Annotated in this window: 10 protein-coding genes; 5 read left to right on the top strand and 5 right to left on the bottom strand. The window is 69.1% G+C overall.

Features of this window, described 5'->3' with window-relative positions; all coding sequences use genetic code 11:
* Positions 1–21 precede the first annotated feature (21 nt).
* Positions 22–1,803 (top strand): ABC transporter ATP-binding protein, encoded by a 1,782-nt coding sequence (locus ACFSJG_RS20035; RefSeq protein WP_378486994.1) that lies wholly within the window; start codon positions 22–24, stop codon positions 1,801–1,803.
* Between the two features lie 52 nt (positions 1,804–1,855).
* A complete protein-coding gene (locus ACFSJG_RS20030; RefSeq protein ID WP_378486993.1) occupies positions 1,856–3,217 on the top strand; it encodes a DUF2252 domain-containing protein in 1,362 nt (453 codons plus the stop codon).
* A 52-nt stretch (positions 3,218–3,269) separates the two neighbouring features.
* Here the strand turns inward: ACFSJG_RS20030 and ACFSJG_RS20025 are convergent, their stop codons facing one another.
* From ACFSJG_RS20025 to ACFSJG_RS20010, 4 genes are all read right to left on the bottom strand, one after another.
* On the bottom strand, positions 3,270–5,228 hold the full coding sequence (locus ACFSJG_RS20025) for a M13 family metallopeptidase (RefSeq protein ID WP_378486992.1): 1,959 nt from the start codon (positions 5,226–5,228) through the stop codon (positions 3,270–3,272).
* Positions 5,229–5,307: 79 nt separating this feature from the next.
* Positions 5,308–6,294, bottom strand: a complete 987-nt coding sequence (locus ACFSJG_RS20020; protein ID WP_378486991.1) for a peptidase associated/transthyretin-like domain-containing protein — start codon at positions 6,292–6,294, stop codon at positions 5,308–5,310.
* Positions 6,295–6,391: 97 nt separating this feature from the next.
* The gene (locus tag ACFSJG_RS20015; RefSeq protein WP_378486990.1) at positions 6,392–7,012 is read right to left on the bottom strand and encodes a DUF4190 domain-containing protein; all 621 of its coding nucleotides are present in this window, start codon (positions 7,010–7,012) and stop codon (positions 6,392–6,394) included.
* Positions 7,013–7,071: 59 nt separating this feature from the next.
* Positions 7,072–7,977 (bottom strand): PaaI family thioesterase, encoded by a 906-nt coding sequence (locus tag ACFSJG_RS20010; RefSeq protein ID WP_378486989.1) that lies wholly within the window; start codon positions 7,975–7,977, stop codon positions 7,072–7,074.
* 197 nt (positions 7,978–8,174) lie between these two features.
* On the opposite strand from ACFSJG_RS20010, the gene ACFSJG_RS20005 reads away from it, so the two are divergent.
* A complete protein-coding gene (locus tag ACFSJG_RS20005) occupies positions 8,175–9,629 on the top strand; it encodes a purine-cytosine permease family protein (RefSeq protein ID WP_378486988.1) in 1,455 nt (484 codons plus the stop codon).
* On the opposite strand, the gene ACFSJG_RS20000 is transcribed toward ACFSJG_RS20005, so the two are convergent.
* The gene (locus tag ACFSJG_RS20000; RefSeq protein WP_378486987.1) at positions 9,579–11,123 is read right to left on the bottom strand and encodes a helix-turn-helix domain-containing protein; all 1,545 of its coding nucleotides are present in this window, start codon (positions 11,121–11,123) and stop codon (positions 9,579–9,581) included. The genes ACFSJG_RS20005 and ACFSJG_RS20000 overlap by 51 nt on opposite strands.
* 98 nt (positions 11,124–11,221) lie before the next feature.
* On the opposite strand from ACFSJG_RS20000, the gene ACFSJG_RS19995 reads away from it, so the two are divergent.
* Complete coding sequence (locus ACFSJG_RS19995) at positions 11,222–11,716, top strand: nucleoside deaminase (protein WP_378486986.1); 495 nt, start codon at positions 11,222–11,224, stop codon at positions 11,714–11,716.
* Positions 11,713–12,684 (top strand): isopenicillin N synthase family dioxygenase, encoded by a 972-nt coding sequence (locus tag ACFSJG_RS19990; RefSeq protein WP_378486985.1) that lies wholly within the window; start codon positions 11,713–11,715, stop codon positions 12,682–12,684. Before ACFSJG_RS19995 ends, ACFSJG_RS19990 begins: the two co-directional genes overlap by 4 nt.
* Positions 12,685–12,700: the final 16 nt, after the last annotated feature.

Below are 12,700 nucleotides of genomic sequence, written 5' to 3'. Positions count from 1 at the left end.
CACTGATGTACCACTATGGGTATGTCTGACTCATCCGCGAAGCGATCCTGGCCGAACGCTCGGCTGCTGTGGACGTTCATCCGGCCGAACCGCTGGTCGCTCCTGGTCGGGATGATCCTCGGACTCCTGTTCGCCGCCGCGGGCCTCGCGATGCCGATGCTGATCAAGGTCATCCTCGACGCACTCGCGCGCGGCGAGAGCATCGTGACGCCTGCCGTGATCCTCGGAGCGGTACTCGCGGCGGCGGGCATCATCGGCTTCGTCTACCACAATCTGATGGGTGCGCTCGCCGCGCGCGTCGTGTTCGAGGCGAGGGAGTCGATGGTCCGGCGCTACTTCCGTGCCACCGTCGCGAGCATCGCGAAGCGGCCCTCCGGTGAACTGGTCACCCGCGTCACCTCGGACACCGTCCTGCTGCGAGAAGCCACCTCCACTGCACTCGCCCAGCTCGTCCTCGCGACGGTGTCGATCGTCGGCACGCTCGTCCTGATGGCCACGCTGGACCTGGTGCTGTTCCTCGTCACGCTGGGTGGACTGGTGATCGTCGGAACCGCGGCTGCGGTACTGATGCCCGCGATGGGCAGGTCGCAGCGGCTGTCCCAGGAATCGGTCGGCAAGTTGGGCGGCGGACTGGAGGGCGCGCTCCATGCGATTCGCACCGTCAAGTCGTCCCGTGCGGAGTCCCGCGAGGCCGAGCGGATCATGATCGACGCCCGCGAGTCCCGACGTCACAGTGTGCGAGCGGCTCGCCGAGGTGCGGTGGTGTGGGCAGTCGTCAGCGGTGGAATGCAACTCGCCATCGCAGGCAGCCTCGCGTTCGGTGCGTGGCGCGTCGGCGCGGGCGCGCTCGAGGTGTCCGGGCTGATCGCGTTCCTGCTGTACGCGTTCCAGCTCGCTCCGCCGGTCGCGCAGCTCGCCGCGGACCTCGCGACCATCCAGGCCGGCATCGCCGCAGCAGCACGCATCCGGGAAGTCCACGACATGGAGGTCGAGGAATCCGGCGACGGCGACACGGTGGTCGTCGCGCTGCCGGTCCGCGACGCCGAATCCGGGCCTCCGGTACTGGAATTCGTCGACGTCACGGCCCGGTACGCGCCGGGCTCCGAGCCGGCCCTGCAGGGCGTCAGCCTCGCGATTCCCGCACGCGGCCACACCGCCATCGTCGGACCTTCGGGTGCCGGCAAGACGACCATGTTCTCCCTGCTGTTGCGTTTCCTCCATCCCGACGACGGTGAGATCCTCCTCGACGGCACGCCGTACAGTCAGCTGCCGTTCGACCAGGTGCGCGCCAGGCTCGCGTACGTCGAGCAGGAGACTCCGGTGGTGCCGGGCACCATCCGCTCCAACGTGCAGTTCACCTACCCCGAAGCGACCGAGGACGAGATCTGGGCGGCGCTGCGCGCCGTCCACCTCGAGGACACGGTCCGGGCGATGGAGCACGGGCTCGACACCGACCTCACCTCGACGAACGTCTCCGGTGGTCAGCGGCAGCGCATCGCACTGGCCCGCGCGATCGTGCGGCAGCCCGAGGTGCTGTTGCTCGACGAGGCGACCGCGCAGATCGACGGCCGCACCGAGGCCGCGATCCAGGACGTCATCAACGAACTGGCGCAGACCGGTGCCGTCGTCACCATTGCGCACCGGCTCTCGACGGTCATCGACGCCGACACCATCCTCGTGATGGACAACGGACGCATCCGCGCCCGTGGCACGCACGCCGAGCTCATGGGTTCCGACGAGCTGTACCGGGACCTCGTCACCGCGCTGCGCATCTCGACCGGGGGCGTGGCACTGGCCGGGTGACCCGCCGTGGCCGAACAGGCGCGGAACGCGGCGGCGGCGGTATCCTCTGTCGATGGTGGGTCCGGCGTACGCACATCCAGTCCCCGTCGACGAGCGCCGCAAGGCCGGTAAGGCCATGCGCGCGACTGTTCCCCGGACGTCCCATGCCCAGTGGGAGCCGGCGGCCGACCGCCCGGACCCCGTCGTCGTACTCGAACAGCAGAACACGCTGCGCGTGCAGGAGCTGGTTCCGCTGCGCTACGAGCGGATGCTCGTCTCGCCGTTCACGTTCTTCCGCGGGTCCGCCGGGATCATGGCGTGGGATCTCGCGCACGGGCCCCGTACCGACCTGCTCGTCGAAGCCTGCGGTGATGCCCACCTCGCCAACTTCGGGTTGTTCGCCGCCCCCGACCGGCGACTCGTGTTCGACCTCAACGACTTCGACGAGGTGCACCGGGGACCGTTCGAATGGGACGTCAAGCGGCTCGCGGCCTCGCTCGTCATCGCCGCTCTCGACAACGGTCACACCGTCGCCGACGCCCGATCCGCTGTCCAATCCGCCGTCCAGTCGTACAGCGAGTTGATGCGCCGCGCGGCGACCATGACGGCCCTCGACATCTGGTACGCGCGGATCGAGGTCGAAGCGGCGCTGGAGTCCGTGCGCGGGGAGTACAAGAAGTCCAGACTCAGCGTCGCGAATGCGGCGCTCGCCAAGGCCGAGCGGCGCACCCAGCTCGGCGCACTCAAACGGTTCGCGCAGCAGACCGAAGTCGGGTGGCGGATCAAGGAGGAGCCGCCGCTGATCGTGCGGCTGCCCTACGAGCGGCACGTCGAGGCCACCCGCCTGCTGACGGACGCCTACTCGGACTATCTCGAGACGCTTGCTCCGGATCGGCGGCAACTGGTGCAGCGGTACCGGTTCCAGGACATCGCCCGCAAGGTCGTCGGCGTCGGATCCGTCGGGACGATGTGCCTGATGGCGCTGTTCGTCGGCGACAACGCGAACGATCCCCTGTTCCTTCAGATCAAGGAGGCGCAGCGATCGGTGCTCGCGCCCTACGTGGAGGGCCACCACTACCCGGACCAGGGGCAGCGCGTCGTCGACGGACAACGGATGATCCAGAGCGCGTCCGACCCGTTCCTCGGTTGGTTCACCGGAACCGGTCCGCTCGGCCGAAACTTCTACGTTCGCCAGCTCCGGGACAAGAAGGGCGGCTTCGACATCGCCACGATGCGGCCCGACGGGATGCGGCTGTACGCGAGGATGTGCGCGGTCGCTCTCGTCAAGGCTCACGCCCGCACCGGCGACCCGGTCGCCATCGCCGGCTACCTCGGATCCGGTACGGCGTTCGAGGAGGCGATCGTCGAGTACGCCCTCGGGTACGAGAAGCAGAACCGAGCCGACTACGAACGTGTGAAGGCGTCCAGAGCCTAGACCAGGCGGGTGGTGCACTGCCGGAAACAGGTGCGGCAGTGCACCACCGAGGTCACCAGATCTTGACGCGCTTCTCCGGCTCCAGGAACAGGGCGTCGCCCGGCTGCACGTCGAACGCCTCGTGGAAGCTGTCGAGGTTGCGGACGACACCGTTGCACCGGAACTCCGGCGGCGAGTGCGGATCGACGGCGAGGCGGCGCAGGGCCTCTTCGTTCCGGGCCTTGGTCCGCCACACCTGCGCCCAGCCGAAGAACACACGCTGGAGCCCCGTCAGGCCGTCCAGCTCCGGAGCGTCCTGACCTTCGAGGGCGATTCGGTACGCCTCCAACGCGATCGACAGGCCACCGAGATCGCCGATGTTCTCGCCGATGGTGAACTCTCCGTTCACGGTGTGCCCGGGCAGAGCCTTCGGCTCGAACTCGTTGTACTGCTCGATCAGTGCCTTGGTGCGCTTGCCGAACTCGGTGCGGTCGTCGTCCGTCCACCAGTCGATCATGTTGCCGTCGCCGTCGTACTTGGCGCCCTGGTCGTCGAAGCCGTGCCCGATCTCGTGGCCGATGACGGCGCCGATGCCACCGTAGTTGGCGGCGTCGTCTGCGTCGGCGTCGAAGAACGGCGGCTGGAGAATCGCTGCGGGGAAGACGATTTCGTTCATGCCCGGGTTGTAGTACGCGTTGACGGTCTGCGGTGTCATGAACCACTCGTCGCGGTCGACGGGACCACCGAGCTTGGCGAGGTCGCGGTCGTGCTCGTGCGCGTAGCCGCGGCGGAAGTTGCCGAGGAGGTCGTCCGAGGCGATGGCCAGCCCGGAGTAGTCGCGCCAGCGGTCCGGGTAGCCGATCTTCGGGGTGAACTTCTCCAGCTTCGCCAGGGCGGCCTTGCGGGTGTCCGGCCCCATCCACTCGAGGTCGGTGATGTTGCGGCGGTACGCCTCCTGGAGGTTCGCCACCAATTCCTGCATGCGGGCCTTCGCGGCGGGCGGGAAGTGTCGCTCGACGTACAGCTGCCCGACGGCCTCGCCGAGCAGGTCCTGAACCAGGGTCACGGCGCGCTTCCAGCGCTCCCGGTTCTCCTCGGTACCCGACAGCGTCTTGCCGTAGAAGGCGAAGTTCTCCGCGACGAGTGCCTCGGTCAGGTAGGGGGCGCGGGCGTGTATCACCTTCCACGCCAGCCACTCCTGCCATTCGGCGAGCGGGCGACCGGTCCACAGTGTGGTCAGGTTCGTGAGGAAGCTCGGCTGCCGGACCACCAGTTCCGCGAACGACTCGGGCGTGCCGCCCAGGCCGGAGATCCACTCGGTCCAGCCGAATCCGGCGTTCTCGGCGGCCAGGTCGGTCAGCGTGACGAGGTTGTAGCTCAGCTCGGCGTCACGTCGTTTGACGACGTCCCAGTGGCCGGAGGCGATCGCCGTCTCGAGTTCCAGGATGCGCCGCGCGGCCCCGGCCGGGTCGGGGCGTCCCGCGAGGGTCAGCATCGCCTCGACGTGCGCCACGAACGCCTCCCGGATGGGGGCGTAGGAGTCCTCGCGGTAGTACGACTCGTCGGGGAGACTGATTCCGGACTGCGTCAGGTGCACGAGGTAGCGGGCGGAGTTCTTGGCGTCGGTGTCGACGTAGTTGCCGATCAGCCCTCCGACGCCGGTGCGCTGCAGGTTGCCGAGCAACGAGGCCAGCTCGGAGGTGCTCGTGACGGCGTCGACGGCGGCGAGTTCGTCGGCGACGGGGTTCAGGCCCGCTGCCTCGACCGCGTCGGCATCCATGAACGACAGGTACAGGTCGCCGATCTGTTGCGCGGCGCTGCCGTCCTCGCTGCCGGTGTCGGCGGCCTCGGTGATGATCGCGCGCACGTCGATCTCGGCCTGGTCGTAGAGGGTGCGGAAGGCGCCGTCCACGGCCCGGTCGGCGGGAATCACGTAGTTGTCGAGCCACTGGCCGTTGACGTGGACGAACAGGTCGTCCTGGGCGCGGACGCCCGTGTCGAGATGGGTGAGGTCGATTCCGGAACGCGTCATCCCTCCATTGTGGCGGCACACCGCCTGTGCGCGCTTCTGGTAGCTCTGACTACCAAAAACGCGCACAGGTGCGGAGTGCCTACACGCCGATGTTGATGGCGCCGCGGTAGCCGTCGGAGGTCTTCTCGACGGTCACCATGCCGGACTCGTCGAAGATGCTGTCCGTCGCGTTGGTGACGTTGCTCTCCCAGCCGGCGTGCTCGTCGTACGGGCTGGTCGCGTAGATCTCCCCGACGAGGTCCTCCTCGAAGAACAGCTGCGTCGTCAGCACCGTCTCCTTGTCGACGTGCACCTTCAGGTGGATGTGCGTCGTGCGGCCCGTGTACCAGCCCGGGAAGATCGTCGTGAACGTGGCGACGCCGTTCGCGTCGGTGGTCTGCGCGCCGCGCAGGTAGGTGCCGTCGTCGGTCGGTGTGGACTCGGTGTCGCCGACGCTGTACGAGCCGTTCGACGTCTCGCCGGTGCCTTCACCGGGTGCTCCGCCCCCACCCTGCGGCGGTTCCATTCCCTCCGGGGGCTCCATGCCCTCCGGCGGCTGGCCCATACCGGACGGCGGCATTCCCGACGGCGGCTCACCCATCCCCGACGGCGGCTGCATTCCGCCGGAGCCGGACGGCGGACCACCGTTCGCGCCCACCGAGCCGGATTCGAAGCCGGAGTACACGCCGCCGGCGTCGCAGTGCCAGATCTCGACGACCGCGTTCGCGATGCCGCCCCCGCCCTCCGGTGTGCACGTCGCGGAGTCCTGCACCCGCAGGACCAGCTCGAAGGTGGTGCCGGGACGGTCCTCGCGGATGTCGTTGCGGATGGAGTCGACGTCGAACCAGTACGGGCCCTGCGTCTCCTCCTGGCTCGTCACGCACTGCGGCGCCCGGGCCAGGAGGGCCAGCGCGTCGTTCCCGGCCGTTGCCGTTCCCGTCGACGCGGCGGACGCAGTGGTCGTCGCGGTGTCCGACCCGCCGCCCGCGCAGGCAGCGATGAGTCCGCTCAGACCGACGGTGCCGCCGAGCGCCAATGCCCTCCGGCGACTGACTCGCGCACGACTCTGCTCGACATCCTTGTTCACGTTCACTCCGATCGCTCTCGTTGTTCGAGTCGATCCTGTCGTTCGCCGCTGTGACCTCCCTCGACCCTTGCAGTGAGGTTGCTGTGAGCGAACGGGGTCAGCGCGGGGCCGGTTCGGGAGTGAGGGTGATCGAGAACCGGTCCTCGACGTTCTGCCTGAACTCGTCCTCGCACTGCTGGACGGCGGCGCTGTCGTTGCCGGCATCCTGCACGCAGTCGACGAAGTCACGGCCCCCGATCATCGAGAACAAGCCGATCCCGAGCACCACGAACCCGATCGTCCCGAGAAGCGCGAGGACGCCGAGAACGATTCCTGCGACGGACATTCCACCGTTCGTGGCCTGGTGTTTCTTGAACTGGGAGCGGCCGACGACTCCGAGGATGATCGCGAGGACGCCGAACACGAAGCCGCCGATGATCGTCCACAGGGTGAGGACACCGAGAATGCCGAGGATCAGCGCCGCGATACCCGCGCCGTTGCTCGGCGACCGTGGCGGCTGCGACTGATACCCGGCTGGTGGGTTGCCGGGAGGTGGGTAACCACCCTGATAGGGCTGGCCGTACTGCTGCGCCCCCGGGTACTGGGGTTGGCCCGGGTACTGCGGCTGACCGGGATACTGCGGCGAACCCGGATATTGCGGCTGACCGGATCCGGGCGGCCCGGACTGCGGTGGCTGACCTTCGGGTGTCTCGTCGGGATTCGGTGGCTGATTCGTCATTGCGCTCCTCCGGCCTGGCGCCGGGCGACGCCCACCTTCGCAGCGTAGACCCGGGGACGTCAGAACAACTGGACGCTGGACTGCGCGCGTGCGAGCAGGATTCCCGAGGTGTCGACGAGTTCGGTGTCGAGCAGGGCGAGTCGCCTGCCCGCCCGCACGACCTCGGACCGCACCCGGACCGGGCCGCCGTCGAGGGCGGGCGAGCGGGCGAAGTCGATGCGCAGGTCGAGCGACCGGTAGTCCTGCCCGGCTGCGGTGAGGGTCTGTGCGGCAAGGCCCGCGACCACGTCGGACACGGAGATGAGGTTGCCGCCCTGCACGGTGCCGAGGTAGTTCGCCATCCACGGCTGCGGCAGGAACTCGCAGACCACCCGGCCGCGTTCGACCTCAACCGCCTCGACACCGAACAGGCCCGCGAGCGGTCCGCGGGCCACGGTGCCTGCTCCGATCGCGGACACGATCTCCAGCCCGGTCAGCCCGGCGAACTCTGCCGTGTCCGTACCGGCCTCGGCCTCGGGTACCGGAAGCGCGTCACCGCCGAATACCGCGTCTGCGTGCGTGGCGCCGCGCGTGACGACAACGGATCGCGCTGTCAGCACCGCGTGGGGCTGCCCGTCGGCGCCGGTCAGCTCACCCGCGGAGAGTCCGATCCCGCTGTCGAGATCGAGGTGGACGACGTGTCCGCGGGCGACCAACGGGCCACTGACCGGCAGGGGTGCGGCGAGAGTCGCGGTGATCTGCGACAGTACCGTCTGGGTACCACGCGGGACGGATCGTCCGGCGGCTCCTCCCGGGACACCGTCGACGAGGACGCCGACCGATCCGAGGATGGTCCGGCCGCGGTGATCGTGGAACCGGGAGCCGACCGCCTGCGTGAACTCGATGCGTCCGGGCTCGATCGGGCCGGGGTGGGCGCCCATCATCGCCATCAGCCGGTCGATCCGTGGTGCATCGGTGGAGGTCATGACCAATTGCTTATCACCGACGCCGGGGCGGCGGATCACCGGGTGAGGCGTTGCACAGCGTCGGTGCGGGCTGACGGCGCACGAGGTGCGCTCACCTGAGCGGCGCAGGTGGCCCGACAGTTCGTCGCCCCGAGGACGGTGCCGAGCGGACGAACTGTCGGTTGTCGGCCCTGGCACGTACGAGCAGTGTGTCCGCCATGACCCAGAACCTGACGCCGTTCGCCGGCGACGACATCGACGCGGATCCACACCGCGACTACGGTGACCGCGTCCTCGCGGTCGAACCCGGCGGCAACGAACCGGTGCCTGCCGATCAGCGGCACGGTAGCCCGCGGGGTCTGTTCTGGACCTGGACCGCACCGAACCTCGAGTTCGCGACCATCTTCGTCGGGGTGCTGTCGGTGTTGTACTTCGGGCTGAGCTTCTGGCAGGCGTTGGCGGCGATGGCTCTGGGCAACCTGCTCGGCGCGGCAGCGCACTTCGTCCTGTCTGCTCGCGGTCCGCTGCACGGCGCGCCGCAGATGGTGCTGGGGCGATTGGGGTTCGGGTACCGCGGGAACATGCTTCCGTCGGCGTTCATGACGGTGATGTGCGGGATCGGCTGGTTCGCGACGAACAGCATCAGCGGCGCGTTCGCGCTCAGCACGCTGTTCGGCGTCGAACCGGTGCTGGCACTGCTCCTCGTGGTCGCGATCCAGACGGTGCTCGCGTTCTTCGGCCACAACTTCGTCCAGCGATTCGAGCGGCTCGTGGCGCCGGTGCTGGCGGTGGTGTTCGTGGTCGCGGCCGTCTTCGTCTTCGGTGACGCCGATCTCGGTGCCCCCGCCACCGCCGGGGGCGGGGGCGTCGGCGGCTTCCTGCTCACCGTGGGAGCAGCATTCGGTTACACCGCCGGGTGGGCACCGTACGCCGCCGACTACACCCGATACCTGCCGGTGACGGTCTCGCGGGTACGGACCGGCCTGTACGCCGCGGGCGGGCTGTTCATCTCGACCACGGCACTGATGTCCGTCGGAGCGGCATCCGTGACCATCGGCGATCCGGCTTCGGACAACCCTGCCGATGCGTTCACCGCCACCCTCCCGTCGCTGGTGGCGAACCTGACGCTGCTCGCGATCGCAGTCGGCGCCATCGCGGCCAACACCATCAACCTGTACTCCGGCGCAATGGCATTCGTGACCATGGGTTTCCGGTTCTCCGTCGGATTGCAGCGGGCACTCGTCACCGTCGGCTGCGGCATCGTCGGATTCCTGGTCGCGTGGTGGGCACTGGCCGATGCCGCGGAATCGTACGAGGCCTTTCTGCTCGTCGTCGCCTACTGGATCGGCCCGTGGCTGGGAGTGATGTTCGCCGACCAGTGGCTGCGGCGGGGCCGGCCCGTCGCGAACCTGCTGTACGACCCGAAGTACAGCAACTGGGGCGGATTCGCCTCTTTCGTCGTCGCGCTCGTGGTGTCGGTGCTCCTGTTCGGCAACCAGACCCTGTTCGTCGGACTCGTGGCGCGGGCGGTCCCGGCGTTCGGCGACATCGCCTTCTTCATCGGGTTCGTCGTCGCCGGTGTGCTCTACCTGGCGCTGTGTGCTCGAAAGATCCGGTCCGAGTCACCCGACCGCGTCGGCAAGTTCGAGCCGATGGGCGATCGCGGCGAGTAGCAGGGTGGGGTACGTCTCGGCGTCCCAGTCGAATCCGAGCAGCGACCGGATTCGATCCAGCCGTTGATACAGGCTTTGCCGTCCCAGGTGCAGCGCCGCCGCGCAGCGGGTGGCGCTGCACCCGTTGCGGAGGTGTACCTCCAGGGTGCGGACGAGCTCGCTGCCGTGGTCGCGGTCCCACGCTGCGACCGGGGCGAGTGCCGAGTCGACCAGGACCCGCCGGGCCGTCGGATCGAGCCCGGCGACCGTGAGGTCCCCGGCGAGTGCCCGCGCCGAGGTGACCGAGCCCTCCGGTCCGACGGTTCCGCTGCGGCGCAACGCCACCGCGACGTCGAGAGTTCGCCTGACCCGGTCGAGCGCATTGCCGAGGAGGCGGCTGTCGAAGCGCACCGGATCGCCGACGACGACGGTCGCGGCGGAGTTCTCGCCGGTGCGCGTGGTGTGCAGCGCGTCGACGATCGACGCCACCGGGTCGTCGCCGGCGGCGGGTACCGCGATCAGTCCGTAGGTGGTGGCGTGCACCTCGGCGTGCAGCGTGGTCGAGCCGAGGGTGCGGGCCGCTGCCCCGATCATGCGTGATGCCAACCTCGTGGTGGGGGCGTCGACGGCGATCGGGACGATGCGGACCCGCCCGGCCGGCCGGAAACCGGCAGCGGCGCAGCGGGACACCAGGTCTGCGTGCCGGTCGACCCGCCCGTCGAGCAGGTCGGACACCAGCGACGCGGCGGTGCGATGGGGGAGGCCGCCGAGTGATCCGGCCGAGGTGAGGGTGACCGCTACGGGGCCGGCGGCGACGTCCAGCGCCGCCACGAGCTCGCGAGTGGGGAGTGTGGATCCGGGACCGGCGATCAGTGTTGCGACGATGGTTCCGCGGGCGTGAACGGGTACCGAGGCGGTCGATGCGTCGACCGCGGCCCACGCCGAGTGGTCGTCGTCGACGCCGTGCGCGGCCACCAGCGCGCCGCTGTGACCGACCAGGATCACCGGGCACCGCAGGGCATCGGCGACGCGCGCGAGCACGGCCGGGGTGCTGCTGCCCGCGACGAGGGCGGTGTGCAGTTCGCGGTCGAGGTCGGCGCGCATCCGGAGCCCGGCCACTTCGCCGGAGATTATTGCGGTGTTCGCGGTCCGGCACAGGTCGATGAACGGCACCACCGACTGCAGGGCAATCAGCGGTAGACGCGCGGCTGAGGCGGCCTGGGTCAGTTCCGCGGGCATCGTCTCGAACGTGCGACCGAGTTCGACGGCGAGCGCCGCGACGCCGCGGTCGGCGAGGTCACGGATGTAGTGGCGCCGGGTTCCCGCGTCCACGCCTGCGAGTCCGAGCCCGGTGGTCAGGAGCAGTTCGCCACCGGAGAGCAGGGGTCCGATCTCGAAGATCTCACTCGAATGCACCCACCGCACGTCCTGGTCGAGTGACTCGTGGGCGGTCAGCACCAGTGGCTCCGCGGGTGCCAGATGATGACGGAGTACGTCACGCAGAGTGATACCCACGAGCGGCTCTCCGATGTACGAACTGCCCGCCGTCGTGCGGGATCAGGTGGACAGTATGTCGGTTGTCGGTCGGCCGCAACGCGGGCAGGGTGACCGGCATGACCATCACCGGCGGGCTCTCGCCCGCAACACTTCTCGACACCGCCTACGGGGAGGCTCGGACCGGACTCGAAGAGGGCGGTATCCCGATCGGGGCCGCGTTGTTCGCGGCAGACGGCACCCTGCTCGGTCGCGGTCACAACAGGCGGGTGCAGGACGACGACCCGTCGGTGCACGGGGAAACCGACGCATTCCGCCGAGCGGGTCGTCAGCGCGACTACCGGAACACGATCATGGCGACCACCCTTGCGCCGTGCTGGTACTGCAGCGGCTTGATCCGACAGTTCGGGATCGGTGCCGTGGTGATCGGGGAGAACCGCACGTTCTCGGGAGGTGAGGAGTGGCTCCGCGAGCTCGGCGTCGAGGTCGTCGTCGTCGACGACGACCGCTGCGTGACGATGATGGCCGACTTCATCGCCGCCCGCCCGGAGTTGTGGAACGAGGACATCGGGGTCGCCGACCTCGGAACGAGCACAGGGGAGAACGTGCGATGACCAGTCCCATCCTGACCGTGGACATCTCGACGTGGCGCTCGGGCGGGGCGGCCGCGGAGGCGCTGTGCCGTGCCGTCGACGACAGCCTCCAGAAGGCCGGCTTCCTGCTCGTCACCGGGCACGGTGTCGATCCGGACCTGAGCGGTGCGCTGCGCGCCGCCGCCCGGGAGTTCTTCGCGCTGCCCACCGAGGTGAAGGCCCGCTACGCCGTCGCGGTCGGTGGCCGAGGCTGGATCGGCCCGGGGATGGAGGCCAACGGGTACTCCGAAGGCACCGAGACTCCACCGGACCTGAAGGAGACCTACAACAGTGGCGCCCAGACACCGGTCGGTGATCCCGAGGTGGATGCGCTGTGGTTCCCGCCGGACGTGTGGCCCGCCGAGGTCCCACGTCTGCAGGCACTGTTCCTCGAGTACACCCGACAGATGAAGGCCCTGTCCGACGACCTGTTGGCGCTCATGGCCACCTCTCTCGGTCTGTCGGGAGCGGCGAATCCGTTCCACGGACTGGCGGACCGGGCGACCTGGACGTCGAACATCAACCACTACCCGCCGCTGACCGAGGTGGGGAACCCGGAGGAGGGGCAGTTCCGGATCGGTCCGCACACCGACTTCGGCACAGTCACCATCCTCGACCGGGAGCCCGGGGCCGGCGGGCTGCAGGTCCACAGCGCCGAGGGAGGCTGGGCCGACGCGCCGTACGATCCGGCGGCGTTGACGGTGAACATCGGCGACATCCTCGAGTACTGGTCCGGTGGACGCTGGCCCGCCGGCCGGCATCGTGTGCTGCCGCCGCAGCCCGAAGCTGCCGACGAGGATCTGGTGTCGCTGATCTTCTTCTACGAGTTGAACCACGACGCGGTCGTGCACCCGCTCGACCCGCCTGTCGGCGCTGTCGCAGGCCGACCCCCGGTGGTGGCGGGCGACTTCGTCAAGGAACGCCTGGACGCGATCACCGTGGGGTCCTGACGCGACACCCGCCTCG

It is taken from the genome of Rhodococcus gannanensis (assembly GCF_042681175.1).
In the GTDB taxonomy this organism is placed as follows: Bacteria; Actinomycetota; Actinomycetes; order Mycobacteriales; family Mycobacteriaceae; genus Rhodococcus_G; species Rhodococcus_G gannanensis.
The sequence above is the reverse complement of the archived record's forward strand: the minus strand, read 5'-3'. Positions and strand labels throughout refer to the sequence as shown.

Excerpts from the sequence above, each read along its gene's own strand:
- ACFSJG_RS20035 (WP_378486994.1), top strand. The coding sequence starts at position 22 with ATGTCTGACTCATCCGCGAAGCGATCCTGGCCGAACGCTCGGCTGCTG.
- ACFSJG_RS20030 (WP_378486993.1), top strand. The coding sequence starts at position 1,856 with ATGGTGGGTCCGGCGTACGCACATCCAGTCCCCGTCGACGAGCGCCGC.
- ACFSJG_RS20025 (WP_378486992.1), bottom strand. The coding sequence starts at position 5,228 with ATGACGCGTTCCGGAATCGACCTCACCCATCTCGACACGGGCGTCCGC.
- ACFSJG_RS20015 (WP_378486990.1), bottom strand. The coding sequence starts at position 7,012 with ATGACGAATCAGCCACCGAATCCCGACGAGACACCCGAAGGTCAGCCA.
- ACFSJG_RS20010 (WP_378486989.1), bottom strand. The coding sequence starts at position 7,977 with ATGACCTCCACCGATGCACCACGGATCGACCGGCTGATGGCGATGATG.
- ACFSJG_RS20005 (WP_378486988.1), top strand. The coding sequence starts at position 8,175 with ATGACCCAGAACCTGACGCCGTTCGCCGGCGACGACATCGACGCGGAT.
- ACFSJG_RS19995 (WP_378486986.1), top strand. The coding sequence starts at position 11,222 with ATGACCATCACCGGCGGGCTCTCGCCCGCAACACTTCTCGACACCGCC.
- ACFSJG_RS19990 (WP_378486985.1), top strand. The coding sequence starts at position 11,713 with ATGACCAGTCCCATCCTGACCGTGGACATCTCGACGTGGCGCTCGGGC.